At 69.6% G+C, this 26,844-nt stretch carries 18 protein-coding genes, 1 tRNA gene and 1 pseudogene; 6 read left to right on the top strand and 14 right to left on the bottom strand.

Going from position 1 to position 26,844, the window contains the following annotated elements; translation table 11 throughout:
* Nucleotides 1–5: 5 nt before the first annotated feature.
* The 7 genes from CMC5_RS16485 to CMC5_RS16515 form a co-directional block, all read right to left on the bottom strand.
* Nucleotides 6–1,127 carry a monooxygenase gene (locus tag CMC5_RS16485; RefSeq protein WP_050431337.1) on the bottom strand — a complete coding sequence of 374 codons (1,122 nt, stop codon included), beginning with the start codon at nt 1,125–1,127 and terminating at the stop codon, nt 6–8.
* 42 nt (nt 1,128–1,169) lie between these two features.
* Nucleotides 1,170–1,958, bottom strand: a complete 789-nt coding sequence (locus tag CMC5_RS16490; protein WP_179955523.1) for an ABC transporter ATP-binding protein — start codon at nt 1,956–1,958, stop codon at nt 1,170–1,172.
* An 8-nt stretch (nt 1,959–1,966) separates the two neighbouring features.
* Nucleotides 1,967–3,784: a bifunctional serine/threonine-protein kinase/formylglycine-generating enzyme family protein gene (locus tag CMC5_RS16495; protein ID WP_082362542.1), complete on the bottom strand. Its 1,818-nt coding sequence runs from the start codon at nt 3,782–3,784 to the stop codon at nt 1,967–1,969.
* A gap of 93 nt (nt 3,785–3,877) precedes the next feature.
* Nucleotides 3,878–5,779 (bottom strand): DOMON domain-containing protein, encoded by a 1,902-nt coding sequence (locus CMC5_RS16500; protein WP_245678469.1) that lies wholly within the window; start codon nt 5,777–5,779, stop codon nt 3,878–3,880.
* A 244-nt stretch (nt 5,780–6,023) separates the two neighbouring features.
* Nucleotides 6,024–8,921 (bottom strand): cation-translocating P-type ATPase, encoded by a 2,898-nt coding sequence (locus CMC5_RS16505; RefSeq protein WP_082362543.1) that lies wholly within the window; start codon nt 8,919–8,921, stop codon nt 6,024–6,026.
* A gap of 9 nt (nt 8,922–8,930) precedes the next feature.
* Nucleotides 8,931–9,767 carry a PspA/IM30 family protein gene (locus CMC5_RS16510; protein WP_050431339.1) on the bottom strand — a complete coding sequence of 279 codons (837 nt, stop codon included), beginning with the start codon at nt 9,765–9,767 and terminating at the stop codon, nt 8,931–8,933.
* A 47-nt stretch (nt 9,768–9,814) separates the two neighbouring features.
* A complete protein-coding gene (locus tag CMC5_RS16515) occupies nt 9,815–10,204 on the bottom strand; it encodes a type III secretion system chaperone family protein (RefSeq protein ID WP_050431340.1) in 390 nt (129 codons plus the stop codon).
* A gap of 877 nt (nt 10,205–11,081) precedes the next feature.
* Between CMC5_RS16515 and CMC5_RS16520 the strand changes: the two genes are divergently transcribed.
* Both CMC5_RS16520 and CMC5_RS16525 read left to right on the top strand, forming a co-directional pair.
* Nucleotides 11,082–12,137 carry a serine/threonine-protein kinase gene (locus CMC5_RS16520; RefSeq protein ID WP_156338646.1) on the top strand — a complete coding sequence of 352 codons (1,056 nt, stop codon included), beginning with the start codon at nt 11,082–11,084 and terminating at the stop codon, nt 12,135–12,137.
* 2 nt (nt 12,138–12,139) lie between these two features.
* Nucleotides 12,140–13,534, top strand: a complete 1,395-nt coding sequence (locus tag CMC5_RS16525; RefSeq protein WP_050431342.1) for an FHA and sigma-54 interaction domain-containing protein — start codon at nt 12,140–12,142, stop codon at nt 13,532–13,534.
* Between the two features lie 6 nt (nt 13,535–13,540).
* Here the strand turns inward: CMC5_RS16525 and selB are convergent, their stop codons facing one another.
* On the bottom strand, nt 13,541–15,493 hold the full coding sequence (gene selB, locus CMC5_RS16530; protein WP_050431343.1) for a selenocysteine-specific translation elongation factor: 1,953 nt from the start codon (nt 15,491–15,493) through the stop codon (nt 13,541–13,543).
* A gap of 57 nt (nt 15,494–15,550) precedes the next feature.
* Here selB and CMC5_RS44600 point away from each other — a divergent pair.
* Nucleotides 15,551–15,645: transfer RNA gene (locus CMC5_RS44600), tRNA-Sec, on the top strand.
* Nucleotides 15,646–15,697: 52 nt separating this feature from the next.
* Here the strand turns inward: CMC5_RS44600 and CMC5_RS16535 are convergent.
* The 3 genes from CMC5_RS16535 to CMC5_RS16550 all read right to left on the bottom strand — a co-directional run bounded on the left by CMC5_RS16535 (nt 15,698) and on the right by CMC5_RS16550 (nt 19,866).
* Nucleotides 15,698–16,564: a peptidylprolyl isomerase gene (locus CMC5_RS16535; RefSeq protein ID WP_050431344.1), complete on the bottom strand. Its 867-nt coding sequence runs from the start codon at nt 16,562–16,564 to the stop codon at nt 15,698–15,700.
* 203 nt (nt 16,565–16,767) lie between these two features.
* Nucleotides 16,768–19,026 (bottom strand): type IV pilus twitching motility protein PilT, encoded by a 2,259-nt coding sequence (locus CMC5_RS44605; protein WP_156338647.1) that lies wholly within the window; start codon nt 19,024–19,026, stop codon nt 16,768–16,770.
* Nucleotides 19,027–19,242: 216 nt separating this feature from the next.
* Nucleotides 19,243–19,866, bottom strand: a complete 624-nt coding sequence (locus tag CMC5_RS16550; protein WP_050431345.1) for a hypothetical protein — start codon at nt 19,864–19,866, stop codon at nt 19,243–19,245.
* A gap of 230 nt (nt 19,867–20,096) precedes the next feature.
* Between CMC5_RS16550 and CMC5_RS16555 the strand changes: the two genes are divergently transcribed.
* Complete coding sequence (locus tag CMC5_RS16555; RefSeq protein ID WP_156338648.1) at nt 20,097–21,833, top strand: hypothetical protein; 1,737 nt, start codon at nt 20,097–20,099, stop codon at nt 21,831–21,833.
* A 574-nt stretch (nt 21,834–22,407) separates the two neighbouring features.
* On the opposite strand, the pseudogene CMC5_RS48955 reads toward CMC5_RS16555, so the two are convergent.
* A pseudogene (locus tag CMC5_RS48955) lies at nt 22,408–22,740 on the bottom strand (winged helix-turn-helix transcriptional regulator); the annotation flags it as partial.
* 123 nt (nt 22,741–22,863) lie between these two features.
* Here CMC5_RS48955 and CMC5_RS16565 point away from each other — a divergent pair.
* Both CMC5_RS16565 and CMC5_RS16570 read left to right on the top strand, forming a co-directional pair.
* A complete protein-coding gene (locus tag CMC5_RS16565) occupies nt 22,864–23,643 on the top strand; it encodes an SDR family NAD(P)-dependent oxidoreductase (protein WP_050431347.1) in 780 nt (259 codons plus the stop codon).
* 34 nt (nt 23,644–23,677) lie between these two features.
* Nucleotides 23,678–23,905 (top strand): hypothetical protein, encoded by a 228-nt coding sequence (locus CMC5_RS16570; protein WP_050431348.1) that lies wholly within the window; start codon nt 23,678–23,680, stop codon nt 23,903–23,905.
* A 682-nt stretch (nt 23,906–24,587) separates the two neighbouring features.
* On the opposite strand, the gene CMC5_RS16575 is transcribed toward CMC5_RS16570, so the two are convergent.
* Nucleotides 24,588–25,316 carry a hypothetical protein gene (locus CMC5_RS16575; RefSeq protein WP_156338649.1) on the bottom strand — a complete coding sequence of 243 codons (729 nt, stop codon included), beginning with the start codon at nt 25,314–25,316 and terminating at the stop codon, nt 24,588–24,590.
* Nucleotides 25,317–25,766: 450 nt separating this feature from the next.
* Nucleotides 25,767–26,726, bottom strand: a complete 960-nt coding sequence (locus tag CMC5_RS16580) for a WD40 repeat domain-containing protein (protein ID WP_050431350.1) — start codon at nt 26,724–26,726, stop codon at nt 25,767–25,769.
* Nucleotides 26,727–26,844 lie beyond the last annotated feature (118 nt).

Here is a 26,844-nt window from a genome sequence, read left to right on the forward strand (position 1 = left end):
AGGCCTCACCGGAACGCGCCGATGCGGATCGAGCGGCAAGGCGCGCCGTTCGTCTCGCTGAACGCCACGAACTGCTTCTCCGGCGGGTGAACGTACCCGAACAGGATGCACATCTCGTTGTCGCCGAGACCGAACCTCAGGTCGTGATCGGTCGTGTTGCGGAAGGTGCACTCGAACCGCATCTGATCGCCGTCGACGAGCGGGATGGCATCGTCGTACACGGTGATGTCGCTTTCCAGGTCGAAGCCGTTCTCCTCGTAGAGGCGCTCTGTCCGTCCGTCGGCACGCACGAGGTCGGTGACGAACCGTGCAGCGTACTTGTGGGTGTGCGGCATGAGCGAGACCAGCTCGCCGCCGAACACGTGGCACGTTGTGCCGACCACGTCGGTGGCGAAGGGCGGGATCGAGAAGTCCGCGACGCTCATCGCGAACGGAGAGACCTGACGAACGAGCTTCTCGGCGGGCATGGTGAAGTAGTCGTAGACGACCTCGATCGTCGCGGGCTCGCTCGCGGTGTTGAGGTAGTGAATGCTGGTCGAGACCTCCCTCGTGGTGTCGACCACGAAGCCCGTCCCCGGTGGGAACACGAGGGTCTCTCCCTCTTCCACCTGCGTCGAGTTGGCGAACAGCACGTCCGGGATCACCGCCGGGAGAGCGCCGAACGGGTCGTCCGCGCCAGGATGACAGCGGGGGTAGGGGTTCGGTCCGTGCTCGGGCACCACCGGCTTGGCGATCATGTTGCTGTGGTGCAGGCCGGGCGTCGTGTACAGCCGTGCGGCGTAGACCACGTTGTGGTTCAGCGTGGGGTACGGCCAGGAGACGCAGGTGCTGATCTCCTGGCCGGGCTGCACGACGATGGGGGGGGCGATCAGCCGGAAGCCGCTCTTCGGGGGCGGAGGCAGGGAAAGCCGGGTGAGCGGCTCCCCGTAGGCGACGACGTTGTCTCGATCGAGCGGCTGGGCGGGCTCGTAGCGCGTGATGGGGTCGACGCAGCGCCCTTCGAACGCCTCCTCTCCTTCAGCGCAGGCGAGGAGTTCGGCCGGCTCGGTCGAGGCGCATCCGATGACGCAGGAGACGAGGAGTAACCGCGAGGAGCATGCGAGCGAGATCGCAGGGTGGCGCAGCATGCTCTGATTGTGCCCTGCCTGAGGCCCCGCAGACAGCTCGCCTCATGCGCCCCCGCGCTCCAGCGCCTCTTGCAGGATCCGCACCTCGTGAGCGAACGAGGCCTCCAGCCGGAGTGACGCATCGCGCCTGGACGGCAAGGCGAGCGTCCTATCCAGGACGATCTGCGCTGGTCGGGGCGTGAGCACCACCGCCCGCTCGGCGAGATATGCTGCTTCGAGGATGGAGTGCGTGACGAAGATCACGGTCATCCCCAGCTCGGACCAGAGCGCCCGGAGCTGATCGTCGAGCCGCGCCCGCGTCAGCTCGTCGAGCGCGGCGAACGGCTCGTCGAGCAGGAGCAAGCGCGGCCGCGTGACCAGGGCGCGAGCCAGCGACACCCGCATCCGCATCCCGCCGGACAGCTCTGCCGGCGTGCGCCCTTCGGCGTCGGCGAGCCCCACCCGTGAGAGCTCACGCCGGGCCGCCTCCCTCCGTTCTGTGAGACCCACTCCGGTCAGCTCCAGCGGCAACGCCGTGTTGTCGAGGACCGTACGCCACGGGAGCAGGTGAGCGTCCTGGAAGACGAAGGCGATGGGCGCCTGGGACGCTGGCTCGCCTCGTGTCACCGACACGCTCCCTCCATCGGGCCGATCGAGCGCCGCGACGAGGCGCAGCAGGGTCGACTTCCCGCACCCGGAAGGACCGAGCAGGGCGACGAAGCTGCCACTGTCGATGTCCAGGTCGACACCCGTGAGCACCTCGACCTCACCCGCCTCTCCGACGAACGTTCGCCGGACACCCGAGAGCTGCACCCGGACGCCACGTTCCCGGGAAGGCGAAGGCTGATCCATGGCCGCCCTCACCGCCCCGAGGCCGAGCGCGCGCACCGGAACCCGCCGTCGGCGAAGCGGTAGCGCGCGTCGAAGCTCTGGCGCGTGTAGACCCGGAGCGACTGCGCTCCGTACATCCATGAGCCGCCCCGCATCACGAGACGCGCATTCCGCGCCGGGATGCGGCTGTTGCGTGGATTGCGCGGCGGTCCATCCGCGTAGAAGTCGGGATCGTCATAGTCGTCGCACCACTCCCAGACGTTCCCGGCCATGTCCAGCGCGCCGTATGGCGACGTCCCCTCGGGGTAAGCTCCCACCGGGCTCGTCCCGTTCTCGCGGCTGCGGTTGTCGAAGTTCGCGTACCGCGCGGTGGGCTCGGCGCGTCCCCACGGATAGCGCCGCCCGTCGGTCCCTCGCGCCGCCTTCTCCCACTCCGCCTCGCTCGGGAGCCGCTTGCCGGCCCAGGCCGCGTAGGCGCGCGCGTCTTCCCATGAAACATAGGTCACCGGGTGCTCCTCCATCCCCTTCGGGAGCTCCCCGCGGCGCATCTGGAACAGGAAGCGGTTCGCGTTCTGGTCCTCGGGCTGGTAGCCGGTCACCTCGATGAACCGCTTGAACTGCCGGTTCGTGACTGGCGTGCGATCGATGTAATACGCATCGAGGTGCACCTTGCGCCGCTGCTGGCCCATCAAGAACAGGCCCGCGGGCACGAGGACCATCTCCTCCCCGTTGCTCCCGCGCAGGATGGGCGGGGACTCGCGCCCCTCGGCCACCTCGTCCGGCCGGTGCTCGACGAGCGCCTCGTCGAGTCGTTGCCGGAAGAGTGCGCAGCTCGCGGGACGCTCTCCCGGCGCCTTGGCCAGCGCATCGAGGATGAGCGCTTCGAGGGCGTTGGGGAGGTCCGGCCGATGCGCGGAGGGGGGCGTCGGCGCATCGGTGACGTGGGCCATCATCACCGAGAAGTGGTTCGGACTCTCGAACGGCACCCGGCCGGTGACGAGCTGGTACAGCGTGATCCCCAGCGAGTAGATGTCCGAGCGCGCATCGGCCGACTGGGGCTGCTTCACCTGCTCGGGGGCCATGTAGCTGCACGTCCCGAGGAACGCCCCACTCAGCGTGTACGTCGTCCCCTCGAGGATCTTGGCGATGCCGAAGTCCACGATCTTCGGGCGCAGGCCGATCTCGTCGGCGACCACCAGGATGTTGTCGGGCTTCAGATCGCGGTGGATGATCCCGCGCCGGTGCCCCTCCTCCATCGCGTCGAGCACGCCGCCGAAGATCGAGCGCACCTCCCGGTACGGCACCCGACCCCGCCAGCGCGCCACGTGCTGCACCATCGTCAGGCCGTCGATGTGCTCCATCACGATCCCGAGGATGTGCTCCAGCTCCACGAAATCGTAGACGCCCACCACGTGCTCATGGGTCCACGAGCGCAGCACCCGCGCCTCGCGCGAGAAGCGCCGCCGGATCTCCGGGTTCCCTGCCAGGTTCGTGTGGAGGCACTTGATCGCCACCGTCCGCTCCCGCGCGCGATCGTGCGCCCGGTACACGACACCCATCCCCCCCTCCCCGATGACGCTCTCGACCTGGTACACACCCAACTCCGTCCCCGGGAGGAGGTGCACCGGCGGCAGCGGCAGCGCGTTCGCGCCTCCCTGGACGGGTGAGGGCTCGGTCGCGTGGAACGGCAACGAGTCGGGGAGAGATCCCTCAGCCTGAGCGGGAGGTGGCGCCACGCCACCGAACGGCTGCAGGGTAGGGGGGCGCTGCGCGCGGCCGCAGTTGGAGCAGAACCGCGCGCCGTCCGCGAGGGGAGAACTGCATCCAGCGCACCGATCTCGCGGCATGACGGACTCCGAGCATCGCACAACTCTGCGCGGAGGTGGGCTCCGAGCGGACGACCAAAGCGGCCGCGGCCTGGCTGGTCTTCTCGGTCGACCTCAGCGAGAGAACCCCGTCCCACTCCAGGCATAGCGGACGGGCTTCACGCCACCCCAGGGCAGCAGCAGCGGCTCCAATCCACCCACGGGTCCGCTGTCCTGGTTGAACGGGTAGCTCTGCTCCGTCCACCCAACGGCCTGCCCGGGGCCGAGCTGGATGGCCGTGCCGCGCCCGGCGCTCACGAACTTCACGTCCCCGCTCACCTTCTTGGCGCCCATCGCCCGCCCGATCTCCGCGGCGAACACGCGCCGGATCGCGTCACCTTGCACCTGGAACACGAAGAGCACCTCGCGGTCCACCGTCCCCCCGCCCGCCTCGCGCGGCGCGTTCGCATGGAACACGCCCTTCACCAGGATCTCGGCCTTTCCGTCGCCGGTCAGATCCCGTGTCGTCACCTCGCTGATGTCGGCGCCCGACGCGAACTGCGACAAGGTCAGGTACGAGTACCCGGTCCCGTTCTTGAAGCCCTTGCCGAACACCACCAGATCGCGATCGTGCAACAGCACCCGCTCGACCTCCGCGCTGCCTGCCACGTCGGCGGTGGCGTCCCAGCGCGCGCGTCCCTGAGCACCCCGATCCTTCTTGTAGAGCGCGTACACCTGATCGAGGAGCTGCGCTGCGTTCGGCCCTGGCGCAGGCGCTGGCTTCTGGGCAGTCGCCTTGGGGGGGGGCTCGGGCGCAGCGGGTGGCGGCGTCGCGGGCTGCGTCTCTTCGCGTGCCTTCTGGAAGATGTTGCCTGCGTACTTGTAGAGCTGGGACTTCACCGTCGACCACGGCAACAGCGCCGCATCGAACGACGTCTCCGTCGGCTCGGCGTAGTTGCCGGCGTGGTAGTTCTTGGCCTCTCCGGGGCGGATCTGGATCGCCACCTTCCCCCCATCGGGCACGAACGTCACCTCGTTGACGACCGCACCTTGCTCCGTCACCACGGCCACCTCGTGCTGGAAGATGGGTGTCGGCGTCTCACCGCGCCCGAACTGCAACACCTCCAGCCGCTCCCGGTACTTCGTCGGCGTCCCGTAGCGTTTGCGCACCAGGATCTCGTCCTGGCCGTCCCCGGTGAGATCCCGCGTCTCGAACGACGGCATCATCCCCGCCTTCGCGTCCGCATCCAGATCGGCGTAGTAGTACTGCATCCCCTTGCGGAAGCCGGGCCCCAGCACGACCAGGTAGCGCTCGTAGACCATGAGCCGCTCCTTGAGCGCGTCGCCTGCCACGTCGGCGATGAGATTGTACGAAGGAGCGCCCTTGAGCCCCTTGCTCTTCATCAGACCATCGGCGAGCGCCTGCTCCGGCTCCGTCGCCAGGGAGGGCAGACTCCCGTACGCCGACCCGTTTGCCGTGCCCACCACCGACTCCACCGTCGACGAAGCGTCGGCATCGTGTGCGAACAGCGCGGCGCGGAGCCCCACCCGGAGCGTCGCCGCCTGCGGGAACGTCGACCACGGGATGCGCGCCTCCAGCGTGTAGCCTCCCGTTTTCGGCGCCTCGATGATGCGCGCGCCCTGCACTGGTCGGCCAGCGAGCGTCACCTTGCCAGCGCTCTTGCCCGGCTCGCCGGGATAGAAGGCCACGTTGTGCACCGTGCCTCCCGGGAACCCCATCGCCAGCTCCACATGATCGGCGCCGGCTCGGAGCGTGTCGTCGGTGACGTCGGCGGCCACGTAGACGTACGTCTCGTCGTACGCGACGAGGCCATGGGCATCCAGGTCGGCGCGGCTGGTCTGTCCCTTCAAGGGCTGGGTGAAGCGCACCAGGCTCCCTGGCCACTCCTTCGGTACGCCATCCAGCTTGATGGACTTCGCGTCGACCAGGTTGGCGCGTAGCCCTGCCGCCTCCGCAGTGGGCGATGCCGCCGAGACGGCGAGGGCGAGGGAAGCAGCCAGGGGAACCGCGAGCACAGGTCCCCGGCCGGAACCGGGATGGGTGGGGCGACGCATGGTGGGCGTTGGACGCCGTGAGGCGTCGGAATGTTCTTACACCGAAGCCGATGTTGCCGAAATCCGCCAGGGACCGGCGAGCACGGTCCCTCCCGGCGTGGCTTCCCTGAAATCAGGGGCCTGTCGGAGCCGACGCGCCCGCTGGTCGCCCCCCTGCTTCCTTCGCAGAGGGACGAACGTGGGGAACTTTGATGTGGAGGTGGTCTCAGGCCCGGGGCGCCTTTGCGGCGCTCCCGGCGGGCAGCGAGGGAGGGCCGCTCAGCTCCGTGGGCGCTGCTGGATAGAGCCGCCTGTACACGAACTTTGCGATCTCCACGGCAGGGATGATCAGCACCGCCAGGCCCAGCAGAATCATCCACTCGTCGGGGGACAGCTCGTAGGTGCGGAACACGGGCCGGAGCGCCGGCACCAGCAGCGCCACCAGGTGGATCGCTGCGCTCGCCAGCACCGAGAGGAGCAGCGGCAGGCTGATCAGCGGTCGTGACGAGAAGAGCGACAGCCGCGGACTGCGGCAGCTCCAGGCATGGAACAGGGGCGAGAGCGCGAGGAGCGAGAACGCCAGCGCCCGTGCCCCGAGCAGCGACTGCTCGTCTTGCGGTGACATCCCGTAGAGCAGGATCGCGCAGAGTCCCATCACACCGCCGACGTAGGCGATCCCCAGGTAGTCACGCGCCTGGAGCAGCCCCTCGTCCGGGGATCGCGGCCCCTCGCGCATCAGGTGCGGATCCGGAGGATCGATCCCGAGCGCCAGGGCGGGCAGCCCGTTCGTCACCAGGTTGATCCAGAGGATCATCAGCGGCGTGAGCGGCGGCCACTTCCCGAAGAACGACACGAAGAACACGGCCACGAGCAGGCCCATGTTCGACGACAGCAAGAAGAAGATGAACTTCTGGATGTTGCGGTAGATCGTGCGTCCCTCGCGCACCGCATCGACGATGGTCGCGAAGTTGTCGTCGGCCAGCACGAGATCCGCAGCTTGCCGGGCGACGTCCGTCCCGCCGCGCCCCATCGCCACCCCGATGTGCGCCTCGCGCAGGGCGGGCGCGTCGTTCACCCCGTCGCCCGTCATCGCCACCACGTGGCCCCGCGCCTTGAAGGCCCGCACGATGCGCAGCTTCTGCTCCGCGGTCGTCCTGGCGAACACGCGCAGGCTCATGATCCGCTTGGCCAGCTCCGCATCGTCCATCGCCGCCAGTTCCGCGCCGCTGATCGTCTCGTCGCCCTCCTCCCAGAGCCCGATCTCCTGCGCGATCGCCGTCGCCGTGAGCCGATGATCCCCGGTGATCATCACCGCGCGAACCCCCGCTTTCTTGCAGGTCGCGACGGCCTCCGTCACACCGGCGCGGGGCGGATCCATCATCGCCACCAGCCCGAGGAACGTCAGCTCTCGCTCGACGTCCGCCTCGTCCTTGCTCACCTGCACCCGCCGGCACACCGCCAGCACCCGGAGCGCCTTCGCGCTCAGCGCGTTGGCCTCCTCGGTGATCGCCACCCGGTCGGCCTCCTCCAGCGCGCGCACCCCGGTGTCCGTCGAGTACTTCACGCAGCGCGGGAGCAGCGTGTCGATGCTCCCCTTCACGTGAGCGATCTCGCGCCCCCGATCGTCGCGCGTGATGACCGTCATCCGCTTGCGGTCGCTGTCGAACGGCAGCTCGTGCACGAAGCTGTGCGAGGGCGCGACCGACTCCCGGGGCAGGTGCCCCTTGGCGGAGAGGGTGAGCAGCGCCCCCTCGGTCGGATCCCCCACCACCACCCAGCGCTTCTCCTCCGACTGCTCGAGGTGCGCGTTGTTGCAGAGCGCCACCGTGGCCATCAGGTAGCTGAGGGGCGCCGGCAGGGTGTCGGCGACGTCCTTCCCCTGATCGTCCTGGATCTCGCCCGAGGGATCATAGCCCTCACCCGTGACGATGTAGCGCCGCCCACCGGCGAACACCTTGCGCACCGTCATCTCGTTCTGCGTCAGCGTGCCGGTCTTGTCCGACGCGATGATGGTCGCGGCCCCGAGCGTCTCGACGGCGGGGAGCTTCCGGACGATCGCACCCCGTCGCGCCATGCGCTGCATCCCCAGCGCGAGCGTGATGGTGGTGATCGCGGGCAGCCCCTCCGGGATCGCGGCCACCGCCAGGCTCACCGCTTCCAGCAGCAGCTCGTGCAGCGGCCGCCCACCCCGGAGCAACCCCCAGCCGAGCAGCACCACCGACAGCGCCAGGCAGACCTTCAGGATGATGGACCCGAACTTGTCGAGCCGTTCCTCCAGCGGCGTCTTCTGCTCCTCGACGGAGCGGATCATCTCGCCGATCTTCCCGAGTTCCGTCTTCGGCCCGGTCGACGTCACCACCGCGCGCGCCTTGCCGCGGACCACGGACGTCCCGGTGAACACCATGGTGAGACGATCCCCGAGCGGTGCGTCGGCCGTCACCACCGCGAGCGCGTCCTTTCCGGCCGCCGCGCTCTCTCCCGTCAGCGCCGCCTCCTCGGTCGCGAGATCGATCGTCTGCACCAGGCGCGCGTCTGCCGCGACGGCATCGCCCGCCTCCAGCTCCAGGATGTCTCCCGGGACGACCGTCTCGGCGGCGATGATGACCGAGCGCCCTTCGCGGCGCACCCTGGCGTTCGGCGCGCTCAGCTTCTGCAGCGCCTCCAGCGCGGCCTCGGCCCGCTGCTCCTGGTAGTAGCCCAGGAAGGCGTTGAGGATGACGATCAGCAGGATGGCGATCGCATCGCCGAACCGGCTGAGGAAGCTCTCTTCGTGCCCCGCGGTGATCCCCACGACGACCGCGATCACCGCGGCCGCGAGCAGCGTGAGCACGAGCGGGTTGGCGAACTGCTGGATCAGCTTGAGGAGCGCGCTCTTCTTCGGAGGATCGGGCAGCCGATTCGGCCCGTGCTCGGCCAGGCGCCGTCGTGCCTCCTCCTCCGACATCCCGTCGGTGGAGCTGACGGCGAGCCGCTCCAGGAAGACGCCGACGTCCTCGGCGTGGACCGGAAGCGCTCCGCTCGTCAGCGCTCCTCTGGCGCTCCCGGTCGTGTTGACGGATGGATCGGTGGCGACGTCGCGCGCGGTTCCCACCTTCCGCGCGCCCAAGGACTCATTTTCGCTCATGGAAGGTTCTCAGCGCTTCAGTCGAGCCTGCTCGCGCTGCTCTTCCGCTTCGAGCTCGGCGATCGCGGCGGCCAGCTCATCCTGCTCGTGTTGCGGGATGGCGGTGGGGGCCGACGTCCCGGCCACGCGCATCTGCACGGGCTGCGTCGGTTGGGGCGCCACCTCGGCGGGCGGAGCCATCCCCATCTTGCGCTTCAGCTCCAGCAGCGCGTCGTCCGCGCCAGCGGTCGCCTCGAGCTGTCCGAACCGGTGGGCGAGCGTGTCCCCCGAGTACTCCTCGGCCAGCTCGGTGGTCGCCTCGGCCTCGGCCTCGATCTGATCGATCTTCGCGGACATCCGCTCGAACGTCTCGAAGGCCGAGGCGTTCTGGAGCCCGCTCATGGTCTCCTGGATCGCCTTCTGCGCCTCCGCCCGCTTCTTCCGGGCGATGAGCACGTTCTTCTTCCGCTTGGCCTCCTCGATCTTGTTGTTCAGGAGGCGCAGCGCCGTCTTCAGCTGATCGACGGCCTGCTTCTGCTTCTGCCACTGATCCTTGTAGGAGGTGGCGAGCTGATCGTGCTCCTTCTTGCGATTGAGCGCTTCCTTCGCGAGGTTGTCGTCGCCGGCCTTGATGGCGAGCATCGCGCGGCGCTCCCATTCGGCGGCGTTCGCGGCTTCCTGCTCGGCCTGCTTCGCCAGGCGCTTCTCGTCGGCGATGGCGACGGCGACCTGTTTTTTCGCCTCGATGAGCTGGTTGGCCATGTCGATGACGACCTGGTTCAGCATCTTCTCGGGGTCCTCCGAGCGGCTGATCAGGTCATTCAGGTTCGACTTGATGAGGGTCGCGAGTCGGGCAAAAATTCCCATGAGAGCAGCTCCAGATCCGTGTGGCCAGGCTCGTAGACGCTACCTGTTCAGTGCAGCGCCATGTCGTGCAGGGTAGGGACGTGGCGAGCGAGCGCCAGGTCGATGTCGGCGAGGGTCGCCTCCAGCTCGTTCGCGTCCAGGTTGTCGAGGACGAGCCCCGCCGAGAGCACGATCGTGCGGTCTTCGATCCCGTAAGACGCGTGCAGCAGATCGGTCGCGTTGTACTCCAGCAGCCGACGGAGCACCCGGAGCTGGTGCGCTTCGTCCGATGGCACGGGCCCGATGGCGACGCGCACGGCGACGACGGGAGGATCGACGCGGAGCGCAATCGGGGGGGTCCCCTCGCGCCCCGTCAGGAGGAAGGTGCCGCCGTCGTTCTCGAACGTCCGGTCGAGCTGCGCGAGGTATCTCTCTACATCTTCCACGGTGCGGGACATGGCGGACGGGAGCCTACACACGGAAGCGCCTCGGTGCTAGGGGCCGACGCGCGGCGTCGACTGCCCGTGAGCTTCGACGCGTACCGCGAGCGCGTCGAGGACGTCGAAAGCGGGGCACGAGCACGCGGTGACGGCGCCAGGCGGGGACAATTGCCCCACTGGAGCGTCGCACGAGCGCGGACGCACAGCGCGGAGATGGGGCGCGGAGATGGGGCGCGGACGCACAGCGCGGAGATGAGGCGCGGCGATGGCGTTCCGCCCTGAGGTCTCGCGCGCAGGAGCGTCGTGATGGGACGCCCTGCCGAGCTTCTGCAGCGAAGCGTGGTTCGATGAGCGCGCGCAGGCGCACCGGGATCACGCGTCCGGCAGAGGCTTCGCGCCCGAGCGCCGACGCGCCTGAGCGGAGCGTCCTGCTGGAGAACGATCTCTGGAGCTTGCGTTGGTGCGCTCATCCCGGAGCGCCTGCGCCTGCGTCGATTCGATCACCGGGTGCCGGGTGCCGGACCGCCAGCCTCCGAGCGCGGAGCCGTCACGCCAGCGCCCGACACGTCGGTCCCCGAGCACCGACTTCCGTGATGACCCTGAGGGGAGGGCCGCGTGCTCATCGATATGTCGATTTTCGCGACGATCCTGGGCTTCGCGTGACCACGCCCCACGGCGTGTGCTGACGGACGCACCGACCTTGGATGTCGAACGGCCACACCGACCCAGAGCGCCTCCCCTGGCGTTCGTGCGCTCCTGCGACGCCCCGAGCGCTGCAGTGTGTTGCATCTTGCGGCAAAGAGCGCGCGTTCGAGGCCCCGCAGACCCATCGTGCGATGCTTTTTTCTCCTTCTAATTTGCGTTCCAGCGGTGGTACCGTCCCGATCCAGGCTACGTGGCGATCCACCCCGGGGACGTACTTGCTGGCTACCGCGTTACCCGCCTGCTCGGACGAGGCGGCATGGGCGAGGTGTGGGCAGCGCAAAACGATGACGGCCAGCAGGTCGCCATCAAGGTCTTGCTCGCGCGCGCCGCGATGAAGCCGGAGCTGGTCAAGCGCTTCGAGCGCGAAGCGCGCATCGCATCCGCGATCAAGAGCCCTTACGTGTGCCAGCTCCTCGACGTGGGGACGACGCCGGACGGCGCGCACCTCCTCGTGTTCGAGTACCTCGAAGGCGAGACGCTCGCCGATCGCCTCAAGCGGGAGCAGTACCTCCCCTTGAGCGAGGTCGGCCCCATCATCGACGACGTCTTGCAAGGGCTCGTCGCGGCGCACGCTGCCGGCGTGATCCACCGCGATCTGAAGCCTGGCAACATCTACGTCGAGCGCACCGGGGCGGCCGACCCGGCCGAGCGCGCCAAGATCCTCGACTTCGGCATCTCCAAGCTCACCCGCCGCGAGAAGGAAGAGCCCACGCTCACCGCCTTCGACGCCACCCTCGGCTCCTTCGCGTACATGGCTCCCGAGCAGGTGCGAGGCGCCGCCCGTGCCGACGAACGCGCCGACATCTATGCCGTCGGCGCCGTCGCCTTTCGCGCCCTCTCGGGCCGGCTCCCTTTCGAGAGCGCGACCGCTGCGGCCCTCGTCGCCATGAAGCTCGACCGCGACGCCCCCTCGCTCGCGGCGGTCACCGGCGAGAAGTGGCCCACCGGCATCGAGCGCTTCGTGGAGCGCGCCCTCGACCGTCGCCGTGAGCGCCGCTTCGCCACGGCCGCCGAGGCGCTCACGAGCTGGAGAGCCATCCAGCCAGAAAACATCACCCGATCCCGGCGCACCTCGAAGGCTGCGAAGCCCCAGCACGTCGACATTTCTCTCCCCATCGACGACGAAGCGACGATCGTCGACGGCCCCCCGACCATGACCATCGACGGGTCCTTCGTGGGCAACGCGTTCGAGGACGAGACGCCGCCTGAAGTGTCCGAGAAGCAACTGAAGACGGAGAGGCGCTGAAGGTGCTCGAGGTCACGGTAGGAACCAAGAACCGGGTCGAGGTCCGCGGGGGCCGCATCCGCGTGCTCAAGGCCAACGCCCGCAACCCCAACTGGGTGGACATCGGCCCGGAGCCGATCATCGTCGGCCGGAACGCCGCCTGTCAGCTCGTCCTCGAAGACGGCAAGGTCAGCGCCGTGCATGCCGAGTTCGTCGCCACCGAGCAAGGCGTCCGCCTCCGCGACCTCGGCAGCCGCAACGGCACCTTCATCGCAGGCGTGCGCGTCGCCGACGTCTTCCTCATGAGCAACACGAAGATGCGGCTCGGAGAGACCGAGATGCAGTTCGAGCCCGTGCGGCCCGAGCGCATCACCGTCTCGGCCCTCCCCGCCTTCGGCCCCATGGTCGCGCAGAGCCCCAGCATGCGCACCATCTTCGAGAAGCTCTCCAAGGTTGCGCCAACCGACCTCACCGTCCTCATCACCGGCGAGACCGGCACCGGCAAGGAGCTGGTCGCCCAGGCCGTCCACCTGGCGAGTCCTCGCGCCAAGAAGCCCTTCGTCATCGTCGACTGCGGCTCCATCCCGCCCACCCTCGCCGAGGCCACCCTCTTCGGCCACGAGCGGGGCGCCTTCACCGGCGCCGTCGACAAGCGCCTCTCCCCCTTCCTCGAAGCCGACGGCGGCACCATCTTCCTCGACGAGCTGGGCGAGCTGCCCATCGACGTCCAGCCCAAGCTCCTGCGCGCCCTCGCCGAGCGCCGCATCAAGAGCGTTGGCGGCTCCAGCTACCGCGAGGTCGACGTCCGCGTCCTCGCCGCCACCCGCCGCGACCTCGTCCGCGCCGTGAACACCGGCGCTTTCCGGAGCGATCTCTACTTCCGCGTCGCTCAGGTCAAGGTCGAGCTGCCCGCCTTGCGCCAGCGCATCGAGGACATCCCCGTCCTCGTCCGCAAGATGCTCCGCGACCTCGGCGACGAGAGCGCCTACGACCGCGTCACCAACGAGACCCTCGAACGCCTCATGCGGCACGACTGGCCGGGCAACGTCCGCGAGCTCAAGAACGCCGTGCAGGTCGCCTCGGCCCTCCACGTCGAAGGCGAAGAGGTCGACATCGCCTCGCACCTCGGCTCCCTCGCCGAGACCCCGCAAGCGAGCCCCACCCTCGGCGCGAGCAGCAGCAGCGTCTCGAGCGGCGGCAGCATCCCAGCCGCCACCTTCAAAGGCCGCCCGTTCCAGGAGGCCAAGCGCGACGTCCTCGCCCGCTTCGAGCGTGACTACTTCGCCGCCCTCGCCGAAGAGGCCAAGGGCAACGTCAGCGAGATGGCCCGCCGTGCCGGCATGGAACGCGCTCACGTCCGCGCCTACCTCCGCCGCCACGAGATCCTCTCCAAGGGCGAGCCCTCCGAGCAGGAGTGACGCCCCTCAGCGCGCGCGCACCCGGTCGTCCCCCACGCGACGGGTGATCCCCTCGCGATCGAACAGCTCGAGCAGCATGATCGTCTGCCTCCGGCCCAGCCCCGACAGGGCCTTGAAGTCGGCGACGCTCATCTTCGCGTGCTCCTCGAAGAACGCGACCACCCGCGCCCGGAGCCCGTCGACGGCTCCCCGCGAGAACCACAGCTCCCCCGCGTGGATGGCCTCACCGTCCCGCACGAGCCGCGCGAGGAGCGCCTTCACCTCGCGCGGCGGCGCCCCGGAAACCTCTCCCGCCTGAAACTCGGTCAACCCCTTGAGCGCCGCCGCGACCAGCGCTTGCTGCACGATCCCCAGCCCGCCCGTCGCTGCCGTCGCCCCGGTGAAGCTCGGCGAGCGGACCACGTCCCCCTCGACCACGAGCGGCTCCCCTTGCAGCGCCGAGTGCTTCGACGCCGCGAGCCGGATCGCCTCCTCGGCCGCCTCCGGGCTCGACGACGAACGCAGCCGCTGGCGCAACGTCTCCAGCGGCAACCCTCGATCGAGCGGTGCCCCGTGGTGGTGCGCTGCGACGTGGGCACGCGCCGCGCGCGCCAGATCGAGGAGTGCCGGTCGAGCGATCCATCCCGTGGACTTGAGACGAGCAACCTCTCCACGCTCCACCAGCTTGTCGAGCGCCCGCACGAGATCCTCCAAAGGGAGCGAGAAGCGGGCGGCGAGCGCAGCGCGGGCGAGAGGCCTCGGCGCCGCTTCCTGGATGAGCTGGAGCACGGTCGTGCTCGCAGAACCTTCCGACAGCGCCTGGAGCACGGCCCGACGGCGCGCGCGCGGCCGCACACGCGGCGGGTGCGCATCGAGCACCGTACCTCCCCCCAGCACCGCGCCCGACGGCGCATCGACCTCGGAGCCCCGGAGAACGAACCTGTCCCCACCGAACACCACCAGAGGCCGTGCGAGGCGAAGGCGAGCCAGACGCGGCCGGGCCTCCTCGCGGGCCACGTTCTCCTCCTCGCGGCTCTCCTCCTCGCGGCTCTCCTCGGCGCTCCGATCGAGGCGCGCAACGCGCACGCTGCTCCGGGCCGTCCCCACGTAGAGCTGTGCGGCCATCCCGTGCCGCAGCTCCCCCCCGGGGCGGAGCAGGACATCGACGAGCCGCGTCGGCGCCGCGTGGGCCTCCCCCGTGATCACATCCCCCCGATGCAGCTCATCGAGACCGACTCCCGCCAGGTTGATCGCGAGCCGCGTCGGCGCCACTGCAGCACTCACCGCCTGATCGTGAACATGCAGCCCCCGCGCCCCCGTCGCTCGCGCCCCTTGCTCCCCCACCAGGTACAGCGCCTGCCCCACCGTCACTTCCCCCTCCACCAGCGTGCCCGTCACCACCGTCCCGGCCCCCCGCACCGAGAACGCCCGGTCCACGCTCAGCCGCGGCGACCCCGACCGCGGCGGCGCCGGGAGCCCCAGCAGCGCACGCCGCACCCCCTCCCGCACCGCCTCGAGCCCTTCCCCCGTGCGCGCCGAGCAGAGCACCACCTCCGCCTCGAACCGCGCCCCCAGCAGCTCTCGCGCCTCCTCCCCGGCGAGCTGTGCCAGCTCGACCTCCACCCGATCGCACTTCGTCACCGCCACCAGCACGCGCCGGATCCCCAGCAGCTCGCACGCCGCAACATGCTCGCGCGTCTGCGGCATCACCCCCTCGTCCGCGGCCACCACGAGCAGCACCACCTGCATCCCGATCGCCCCCGCGATCATCGTGTGCACCAGCCGCCGGTGCCCTGGCACATCGATGACGCTCACCTCGACGTCATCCCCCAGCCGCCACGGCGCGAACCCCAGCTCGATCGTGATCCCTCGCCGCTTCTCCTCGGGCAGCCGGTCCGTATCGACCCCCGTCAACGCGCGGACCAGCGTGGTCTTCCCGTGGTCCACGTGACCGGCCGTGCCCAGAACGAAGCGCCGCACGCCGCGACCGTAGCGGATTTCACCCGCGGCGACCGCGTGGCGGGGTAGAACGCCCCTGGAAGCGCGTGGTCGGCTGGTGCCACCCCCGGTCTTCAAAATCGGTGCGGGGCAGCTCTGCTGTCTCGGGCAGGTTCGATTCCTGTGCGTTTCCGTGGCTTCTACGCCAGCCTTCGCGAGCGGCGCGTGGGGCCCCCCCCGCGCTCGCTAATCCTGCGACATCAGGCTCGGCGAACCCGTCGGCTTCGCGCCGGCCTTCGGCGCATCGCCCGTCCCGGCAGGGGCAGCCGCCGCGCCCTTCCCGTCCGACAGCCGCGCCGTCTTGATGTAGTCCAGCTCCGGGAACTTCTCGCGCAGGAACTTGTTCCCCTGCATCTGGATCGTCCCCTGCGCACCGCTCGGACGCTCCCCGTAGCCCGAGTAGATCTTCTCGACCACATCCATCCCGGGCTCCACCACCTTGCAGACCGGCGCGAAGCCCATCTTGTCCAGGTTGCTGTTGTCCGCGAAGTTGATGTAGAGCTGCGTCGACCGCGTATCCGGGCTGCCCGCCATCGCGAACGTCACCATCCCGCGCGTGTTCGAACCCTTCACCTCGTCGGGCGGCAGGTTCGCCGAGCGCCAGTGCTTGCTCACCTCCGGGTTCCCGTGGATGCCGAACTGCACCATGAAGGGCCGCGGCGTCTTCACCGCCCGGAAGAACGCCACATCGTCGAAGTACCCGATCTTCACCAGGTTGTAGAACCGGTCCACCCCGTTCGGCGCCCAGTCGCGCGTACACTCGATCTCGAAGTCGCCGGCCGTCGTCTCGAACTTCGCCTTGAACTTCGCCGGTGCCTTCTCGCTGGCCTTCTTCGGCTCCTGCATCGCCGGGTTCGTCGACTCCGGGAACGGCCCCTTCGCCTGAGGCGCTGCCGTGGGCGCGGCGGGCGTCGGCGCTGCGGCCGCCGTGGTCGCCGCCGCTGCCGTCGTCGCCGGCTTCGGCGTCGCTTCGGGCTTGGGCTCGGGGGTGGGAGACTCACAACCGGCGAGCGCGCCGGCGACGAGGACCAGGGAAAGGGCGAGGCACTTCATCGGGCGCCTTATCGCATGGCGTTCCAGCCGGCAGCAAGCGACCACAGGGCGCCCCGCCCGCGCTCCGGGACGGGCGGAACAACCCCGTCATGGATGGAACCCGGGGTGCTCCGGAAACTCCGTACGGCCCCTGGTCGCCCTCTGCCCTGCCTCGGCGCCACGCTCTCGGCGCGTGCTGCGCCTCCAGCGTCTCCAGCGTCTCCTCAGCCTCGCGTCACCTTCCCGCTCGCGTCCAGCTTGAGCTGCGCCTCCAGCCCCCCTCGGCTCCGCGCCACCCGCAGCGCCTCCTCCATCGTCACGTGCCCTGCCTGCACCAGATCCGCCAGCGAACGCTCGAACGTCTGCATCCCATCCCGCCGCGACGTCTCCAGCGTGTGCAAGAGCTGATGCACCTTCCCCTCCCGGATCTGCGTCCGCACCGCCTGCGTCGCCACCATCACCTCGAACGCCGGCACCCGCCCCTCGCCCATCGCCTTCGGCAGCAGCCGCTGCGCCACCACCGCCAGAAGCTCCGCCGAGAGCTGCACCCGCACCTGCGGCTGCTGGTGCGGAGGAAACACATCGATGATCCGGTCCACCGTCTGCGGCGCATCGTTCGAGTGCAGCGTCGCGAACACCAGATGCCCCGTCTCCGCCGCCGTCAGCGCCGCCGCGATCGTCTCCGGATCCCTGAGCTCCCCCACCAGGATCACATCCGGATCCTGCCGCAGGATGTTCTTCAGCGCCGCCGCGAACCCCTTCGTATCGGCCCCGATCTCCCGCTGCTCGATCGTCGCCATCTTGTTCTCGTGAACGAACTCGATCGGATCCTCCAGCGTCACCACGTGGCATGCCCGCGTCCGGTTGATCTCGTCCAGCAGCGCCGCCAGCGTCGTCGACTTCCCCGCGCCCGTCGGCCCCGTCACCAGCACCAGCCCTTGCTCTCGACCGGCCAGCTCCCGCACCGCCCGCGGCAGCCCCAGCCGATCGATCTCCGGCACCACCCCCGGGATCAACCGGATCGCCGCTGCCACCGTCCCTCGCTGGTAGTGCGCGTTCACCCGGAACCGGCTCCCACCCGTCACCGTCAGCGCGAAATCGATCTCCCGCTCCAGATCGAACCGCTCCCGCTGCGCGTGGCTCAGCAAGCTCAGCACCAGCCGCCGCGCCGTCGCAGGCGACAAGGGCTCCGCCCCCAGCAGCGGCCGCAGCGCCCCCGACACCCGCAACAGCGGCGGCCTCCCCGCGATCAAGTGCAGATCGCTCGCCCCGCCCCGCATCGCCGCCGCCAGCAGCCCCTGCATGTCCACCGGCGCCCGATCGCTCCCCAGCTCGCCCCCCAGCTCGTGCTCCAGGGTCAGCGTCGCCCCCCGCTCCATCCCTTGCGCGTTCATCCGGAACTCGTCCGCATTCTGCGCGTACGCCGCCCCCGTCTCGAAGCTGATCACCCCCTCCTGGTACAGCTTCACCAGCGCCCGGTTGAACGTCTCCATCCCCTCCGTGCCGCCCTGCATCAGATCCGCCACCTCATCGATCCGCTGCTCCCGGATCAACCGCCGCAGCGCTGGCGTCGCCGTCAGCACCTCCACCGCCGCCACCCGCCCTTCACCATCGGCCCGCGGGAGCAACCGCTGCGCCACGATCCCCACCAGACAGATGGACAGATCCATGCACACCTGCTCCCGCTGATGCTCCGGGAACCCGCTCAGCACCCGCTGCAGCGTCTGCGTCGCATCGATCGTGTGCACGCTCGACAGCACCAGGTGCCCCGTCAGCGCCGCCGACAGCGCCACCGCCATCGTCTCCGGATCCCGCATCTCCCCCACCACGATCACGTCCGGACTCTCCCGCACCACGTGCCGCAGCCCCACCGTGAAGTCCCGCGTATCGCTCCCCACCTCCCGCTGCGTCACCAGCGACAGCAGATCCTCGTGAACGAACTCGATCGGATCCTCCAGCGTCACGATGTGCTTCGAGTGCTGGCTGTTGATGTGATGCACCATCGCCGCCAGCGTCGTCGACTTCCCCGACCCCGTACCCCCCGTCACCAGCACCAGCCCTCGCGGCGCATCGGCGAACGACTGCACCACCGCCGGCAACCGCAGCCGCTCGAACGACAGCTGCCCGCTCGGCACGGCCCGCACCACCACCCCGATCGCCCCTCGCTGCATGTGGAAGTGCAACCGGAACCGCCCCAGCTCCGGGATCGACCGCCCCACATCCAGATCCCCCGTCCGCTCGAACAGTTCTCGCTGCGCTGGCCGCAGCACCGTCCCCAGGAACCGCTCCAGATCCTCCGCCGTCGTCGGCGGGTGCAGCGTCACCGTCACCTGCCCATCCACCCGCCACGCCGGCGGCCGCCCCTCGGCCAGAAACAGATCCGAAGCCCCCGCCTCCACCATCTCGGCGAGCAGCGTATCCAGCGGACTGTGTTGATAGGCGGCCGCGCTCTGCGGACCGAAGCTCCTGCTTTCGGACGTCACCCCGCCATGGTCGGGGCAGGGAAGGCCCTTCGGCAAGCCCTGGCGCAGCGAGCCCTGGCGCGGTGAGCCCTCACGCCGTGCGGCCTCAGGCTACCCGCCCTCGCAGCGCCGCATCGTGATCGTCCCTTCGAGCGCTTCGGCGCCCCGCCGAACGCCTCAGCGCCCCTTCAAACCTCTCAGCGCCCCTTCGACGCTCTCAGCGCCCCTTCGACGCTCTCAGCGCCCCCCGCCGAGCCCCACCAGCATCAACCCCAGCGCGGCCGACAGATCCGCATCCCGCCACCGCAAGAGTTCTGCGGGCAACCTCACCTGCGCTGGCATCGCCGCCGCCCCACACGACGCCATCCCCTCGTACTCGTGCCCCATCCGCGCCGTCCGCGTCAGCACGAACCCGCACGACCCCACCTGCACATCCATCCGATCCTCATCGAGCCGCAGATCCGTCATCTGCCCGGCCACCAGCCCCTCCGCGCGCAGCGCCCCGGCCTCGCGTGACACCCGCAGACGCAGCGGCGACGACCCCACCAGCCCGCTCACCTCGCGCTCCTTCGCCGTCAGGTTCACCGCACCGCTGCCCATCCAGCCCCGCAGCGCCTCGTCCCCTGGCTTCCCGCTCCGGTCCACGTTGATCTGCGGCGACAGCAGGTTCCCGGGCGACACCCGCACCACCAGGAACTGCCTCCCCGCGCGCAGGAACGCATCCTCGTTCGTCGCTGAGGCGGCCGCCTTCTCGTGGGGCTCCATCGGCTTCGCCTCTTGCGCGGGCGACGCTGCGGGCGCCGCCGGCTCGGACGCACACCCACCGAACACCAGCCCAGCGCCCAGCACGACCAACCCCATCCATCGCATCACCCACCTCCCTCTGCACCTTCTGACCACCGAAACCTGGGCGATCTCACCGCCTGCCGGTAGCTCTCGCGCGCCCTCCACCTCCTCCTGCGCGTCCCAACTCACGCCCCATTCCAGGCATCGACACCTCTCGGGCATATCTCCGCCATGCCGCGTGCTACACCTGAGGACATCCCCACGATGTGACCCCCCTGCCGATGCTGCCGAGGTTGGAGAAGCGCATGACAGCACACCGCCTGCTCCTCCCCATCGCCGTGCTTGCCACGGCCACGCTCCCCGCCCTCGCATCGGCCCAGCCGGCGGCTCGCCCCACCGACCCAGCGGCGACCACGCAGCCCAGGCTCACCCCGTCCCCGCGCCTCGCTCCGCCCCTGGTCGCTCCGTCGCCCGCTCGTCTGCCCTCGCCCTCGCCGCCCCCTCCCGCCGCGGCGCAGCGGAGCACGGCAGCTCCAGGCCCCAAGGCCGCCCCGCGCCTCCCTTCGACGCCAGCGCGTAGCGCCGCGTCACCAGTTCAGGCTGCACCGGAGCGCCTCCCTTCGACACCAGCGCGTAGCGCCGCGTCACCAGTTCAGGCCGCGCCGGAGCGCCTCCCCTCGACGCCAGCGCGCCTCCCCTCGATCCCGGAGCGCCTCCCCTCGATCGCAGAGCGCAACGCCGCGCCCTCGCCCCAGGCGGGCCCGCAGCGCCTCCCACCGCTCGCCGAGCTGCTCCCGCCGCAGCCCGTCGCTGCCGACACCACCGATCTCCCGGCCCACCCCGAGAAGCTCGACGTCGACCCCACCCTCACGCTCCCCGCGCGCGCTCGCCCCGCGACCTCAGCGCTCGCCACCTACCTCCCCTGGCGCGCCCTCGTCCTCGGCGGCGGCCCGCGCGCGACCATGAACCAGGTCGCCATCGAGGGTCACGTCCGGTACTTCCACGCCCTTCTCCCCACCTCCGTCGAGCGCCGCATCCTCTTCGCCGACGGCAACCGCTTCACCCCCACAGTCCAGTACCTCGACGGCTACCGCCTCCTGTACCGCACCCCGCGCCTCCCGCGTGTCGACGGCCCCACCACCCTCCAGGGCTTCGACCGCCTCTGGCGCGGCTTCGTCACCGACCGCGCCGACGACCCGCTCCTGCTCTACTTCGCTGGCCACGGCAGCCCCAGCCCCCAGCGCGACCTCGACAACAACGTCTTCGACCTCTGGGGCGGCGGCATCCTCTCCGTGCGCGACCTCGCCGCCCGCATCGAGCAGCTCCCCCCCAAGGCCCCCGTCGTCGTCGTCATGGCCCAGTGCTTCTCCGGCGCCTTCGCCAACCTCCTCTTCGAGGGCGGCGATCCCGACGCCGACGTCGTCGACCGCGACCTCGTCGGCTTCTTCGCCGCCACCCGCGACCGCCCCGCCTCGGGCTGCACCCCCGAGATCAACGAGGCCGACTACACCGACTTCAGCAGCTACTTCTTCTCGGCCCTCGCTGGCGTCGACCGCCTCGGCCGCCTCGTCGACGACGCCGACTACGACGGCGACCAGCAGGTCGGCATGCACGAAGCCTTCGCCTACGCCCTGATCCACCAGGCCACGAGCGACGTCCCCGTGGCCACCTCCGACGTCTTCCTCCGCCGCTTCGTCCCCCAGCACGACCGCGAGACCATGGCCACCCCGTACAGCAAGGTCCTCGCCTGGGCCCGCCCCTCCGAGCGCGCCGCCCTCAAGGCCCTCTCCGACGCCCTCCAGCTCCAGGGCGAAGACCGCCTCCGCACCGCCTACGTCACCCAGTTCGGCCCTGGCAGCGGCCGCATCAACTGGGACGACATCGAGGGCGCGCACCGCCTCCGCTTCATCCGCCTCGCCAAGACCGTCGTCCTCGCCCACACCCTGCGCGAGAACGGCGACCCCGCGATCCTCGAACGCTTCGACCGCCTCCGCGCCGCCGAGTCCCGGAACCCGCTCCTCGAAGTGAAGCCCAACCCATGAACGCGACGACGGCTTGCCAGCGATGACGGCTTGCTGACCCGCATGACGCTGGCTGCCTCGACGTCGCTTCGGGTGACGTCGTGGTACTCGCCGCCGTCCTCAGCGTCGAATCGAACGAGAGAAGGGGCGAACCTTTCAGCCCGTGAATCGTTCTCCCATTCTGCTTCTGCGAGGGATCAGCAATAGCGTTTGCGAGGGCGTGGCAAAAGCCAGACGGGTGCCGCACCCGTGGATTCACTTTCTTCGTTCATGACCCGCCTCGAATGGCGGCGATGTCCGACCCGGGCTTCGTTCGTGCGCTCGTTCGACGAGATGGGGTCTCCGTCCGCCTCGTGCCAGTGCTGGATCGCTCCAGGCTCGTCCTCGTGCTGACGCTGGCCCGTCGCGCTTGCGGATTGGCCACCTCGGTGCGTTGCGTCGGCGGATTGGCCACCTCGGTGCGTCTCGAATTGGCCACCTCGGTGCGTCTCGAATTGGTCACCTCGGTGCGTCTCGAATTGGCCACCTCGGTGCGTCTCGAATTGGTCACCTCGGTGCATCTCGATGGCGGCGTGGCGCTCACCCGCGCGCGCTCGTCGATCGCATTCAGCTCATCGGCGTGCTGACGCCCCCACGTGCAGAGCGCGCTCACGATCGGCCGCAAGCTCAGCCCGAGCTTCGTCGCCGTGTACACCACCCGCGGCGGCACCTCGGCGAAGATCTCGCGGTCGACGATGCCGTGCTCCTCCATCTCGCGGAGCGCCTGCACCAGCACCTTCTGGCTCACGTCGGGGATCAGCCGCCGCAGCTCCGAGAGCCGCTTCGGCCCCTCGAACAGGAAGTACAGGACGAACACCTTCCAGCGCCCCCCGATCACCTTCAGCGCACGCTCTGCGGGGACGAGAGGAAGCTCTTTCATGATCGGCATGGTTACCTTCTGGTGCCTAGCGTACCCAGACGTTCGTAGAGGGGGAAAGGGTCTCTAGTCACGCCTCGGAGCGTACGGCATCACTCCGGAAGCGCAGCCCAATCCCGCGCTGAAAGGACCGTCATGTCGAACGCCGAGCGTCAGACCCCTTCGCCCGTCGCCCTCATCACCGGCGCCAGCCGCGGCATCGGCAAGAGCACCGCCCTCGCGCTCGCCGACCGCGGCATCGACGTCATCCTGACCTACGTCTCCGCCGAGCAAGAAGCGAACGACGTCGTGCGCGCCCTCCGTGACAAGGGCCGCAAAGCCGTCGCCTTGCGCCTCGACGTCGCCAAGGTCGACACCTTCGACGCCTTCGTCGGCGAGGTCCGCCGCCACCTCACGCAGACCTTCGCCCGCGACACCTTCGATTTCCTCGTGAACAACGCCGGCTTCGGCGGCCACGCCCCCTTCGCGGACACCTCCGAAGAGACCTTCGACGCCCTCCTCGCCGTGCACTTCAAGGGCCCCTTCTTCCTCACCCAGAAGCTCCTTCCCCTGCTCGCCGATGGCGGCCGCATCGTCAACCTCTCGACTGGCCTCACGCGCTACGTGTTCCCCGGGCTCTCGGTCTACGCCGCCGCCAAGGGCGCCCTCGAGGTGCTCACCCGCGCCCTCGCCGTCGAGCTGGGCCCCCGCCGCATCGCCGTGAACACCGTCGCCCCTGGCGGCATCACCACCGACTTCGGCGGCGGCGTCATGCGCGACCCGGAGCTCCAGAAGGTCGTCACCGCCGAGACCCCGCTGGGCCGCATCGGCGAGCCCGAGGACGTCGCCGGGGTGGTCGCCTCCTTGCTGGCGCCCGAGACGCGCTGGATCACGGGGCAAAGGATCGAGGTCACCGGCGGCTACCGGCTCGGATAGGAGTGGGCAAGGAGCATTCTTCAGGGGTCAGCTCATGAGCCGTGAATTCAGGGTGACCATTGCAAGCCCGCCCGATCGCGAAAAACTGGTGGCCGAGATCTTCTTCGGAGACGAACAGGTCGCAGAGATTCATCAGGAATCGGACGAGCTGCAGATCGAGATCTACATGCATTCATCCGGTAAGCCATGGATGCTGCCCTATGTTGATTTCATGAAAGCGATGAGCAAAGCGAGGCAAAGGCTCGTGGGAGGTGACTTGTGATCGAGCGCTTCGAGCCGTGGAGACCGGCGTTCGGGTTCGTGGAGAAGTTCGCCCATCGGGCATGAGCCAGCAGGACCGGGGCGCGCGATCGAGGACGGCTTCACATTCCACGCGGGCGGGGGGTCGGGGGGGGCGCGTGCGTCGGCCGACCGAGCTTCAGGGGCAACATCCGCTTCCGGCCTGAGCGCCGGCCGTCGCGTGGGGGCGGGCGTTCCAGGGAGGACTTCAGCCCCACGCGGGCGCCAGAAGAAACGGGCGCCCGACCACGCACCCGGGTGAACCACGCCCCTCGTGTCCGGCGCTCCCGGTCCGGCGCAGCAAAAACGCTTCCAGAAACGTCGGGACGTGCATCGCACCCGTGCAACACGCCCGCCAATATTTCGGCGCATGCGTTGCACTCGTGCATTTCGCCTCCTCGAAGCATCCTGGCGCGAATTGCACTCGTGCAAAGCGTCCGCCGAAACGTCGGCGCGTGCGTCGCACTCGTGCAAAGCATCCGCCGAAATGTCGGCACGTGCGTTACACGAGTGCAAAACATCCGCCGAAATGTCGGCGCATGCGTTGCATGAGTGCAACGCTCTCCCCCGCCTCGAAGCGTGGGTTTCGTGTCAGGGGACCTGAAAAAGGAAAAGGCCGGCCGCAGTGCAGCCGGCCCAGGGGGGGCGGGATTCGCGCGCGCGGGTCAGCGCGGCGCGGACACGGAGGGCGGGCACTCCAGCTCGTCGTCGTCCTCGTCGAGCGGGTCGTCGTCGGAGTCGGCGGCCTGCGTGACCGAGCGGCGCCTCACCTCGTCGAAGAAGAGGTCCTGCATCTCCCGGTCGCCCGGGAATTGCGCCTGCACCGTTCTCGCGACCTCCTCGTAGACTTTGAGGAAGCGCGCCTTCTCGGCGTCGCGGAGGGCGCGCTGGGCGCGGGCGGTCTGACGGGCGCTGGTCCGGTCGCTGAGTGCGCCCTGGTAGTCCTCGCGGTGCTGGACGACCTCCGTCAGGAGCGTGGGGGCCTCGGACCAGCCCGGCACGGCTGCGGTGACGTCGGCCTCGAGGTCGATCATCGCCTTCACCTGGGACTCCCCGCGCAGGCGGGTGATCACGGCGGAGCCCTTGGGCATGATCATGGCGGCCGTCGGTCCGCCGCGTTTGCCGTCGCGGTGCTCGGCCTTCTTCTGGAGGCGTCGGACACAGCGATCGGCGGCGATGTCGGCGTACTTCACGTCGACGCGGGTGGGGAGGGCCGTACGCACGGCGGTCTGGTAGGCGGCCTGGATGGCGACGAGCGCGGTCCTCGCGTCGTCGAGGCGGGTGGCGAGCTGGGTGAGCACCGGGTTCGAGGGGAACTTGCTCATCATCCGGGTGGAGTAAGCAGCAAGCTCGTCGCACCTGGAGACCGGCGTCTTCATCTTCGGTAACTGCATGGTCATCTCCTGGTTGGGTTGGGATTTCCGCCGCCGCCGGACCCGGCTGGGTCCGCACGTCGGCGTGGAAAGTTGAAGCACTGACTGACGGAAAATCCAGGAAAGATCCTGTGCAGAACGAAAATAGGGAGGAGATGGTGCGATAACAGCGCCGTCGGTGGAGGAGGGGCCGAGGAGCGCCATCGGCCAAGGAGCGACATCGGCCAAGGAGCGACATCGGCCAAGGAGCGACATCGGCCAAGGAGCGACATCGATGGAGGAGGGGGCGGAGGACGGGAAACGCGTGATGGCGCGAAGCTGACGGGCGAGGGGCCGCGCGCGAGGAGCCACGAGCGCGGGCGCCATGTCGACGGAGGCGCTCCGGGCTGCTCTTCGAGATGCCCTCGAGATGCGTGGACGCCCGGTGAGTGTTCGTTCTTCGGTGGCGTCAGGGAGCGGGTGATCGCGGGCTCAGAGCACGTCCCAGAGGTGAACGATGCCTGGCGTCCCGTAGGGGGCGGTGGCGACGACGCGGCCGTCGGGCGAGACGGCAACGGTGCTGGATTCGCTGGCGAGGTGGAGGCGCGGGCTGCCGTCGAGGGCCGAGTGCACCGTCAGCCGGTCGGTGACGATCACGTCGCCCTTCGGTGACCAGAGCAGGCGGGTCACGGCGGCGGGCTGCGTCTTTGCTGTCCAGAGGGGCGCGCCCTGCGCGTCGCAGGCGATGAGCTTCGTCTGGGTGTTCGCGGCGACGACCTGGTTCTCCGGGCCGAGGGCGACGGCGCTGTCCACGCCGCGCATCGGGGCCGACCAGCGCTCACGGAGATCCGGGAGGTCGAGCTGTCGGAGGGTGCCTCCGCCAGCGAACAGCAGGACATCGGCGTTCATGGCCATGCCGTTCAGGGGGGCGAGGGGGGCGCGGGTCTCGGCCACGAGGCGCTCCCACATGGACTCGACGGAAGGCCCAGCGAACGCGGGGAAGCGGGCGTGCTTGGTGACGTCACGCCGGCAGCGCCACACGTAGCCGCGCTGGGGCCCGTACTTGACCCGGCCGGCGACGGCGAGGTGCTGGCCGTCCGGCGCGACGTCGATGCGAAACACGGTGCCGGGGAAGTCGTCGGAGCCGATCTCCTGGACGGTGCCGAGCAGCGACCAGGTCGCGACGCTGTCGAAGTCGCCAGAGACCTTGGAGCCGCCTCGTTTGCGGGTGACCACGGCGTCGAGGGTGGGGAAGAGGGTCGCTGTCCCCTCGCTCAGCGGGATCTCGTGGGTGGCGATCGGGAGGCCTCCGTCGCGCGACCAGATGCAGACGCGGCTGAAGCTCGCGGCGGCCACGCGGTCCGCGGTCACCACCAGGCTGGTGAAGGCGGGGCCGGGGGCGGGATCGGTGAGGGTGAGCGTGGGGGTGGAGAGGGTCGGGAGCGGCGGCATGGGTCTCCGTGGGGGGGAGCGGGACCGATCGCGCAGCAGGTCCCGGGCGCACTGTAACCAGCGCGGCCGCGGAGGACGAGACTTCGAGGGCGCGGGGGCGCGGGGGCGCGGCGCCGTC

Source organism: Chondromyces crocatus (assembly GCF_001189295.1).
GTDB classification, from domain to species: domain Bacteria; phylum Myxococcota_A; class Polyangia; order Polyangiales; family Polyangiaceae; genus Chondromyces; species Chondromyces crocatus.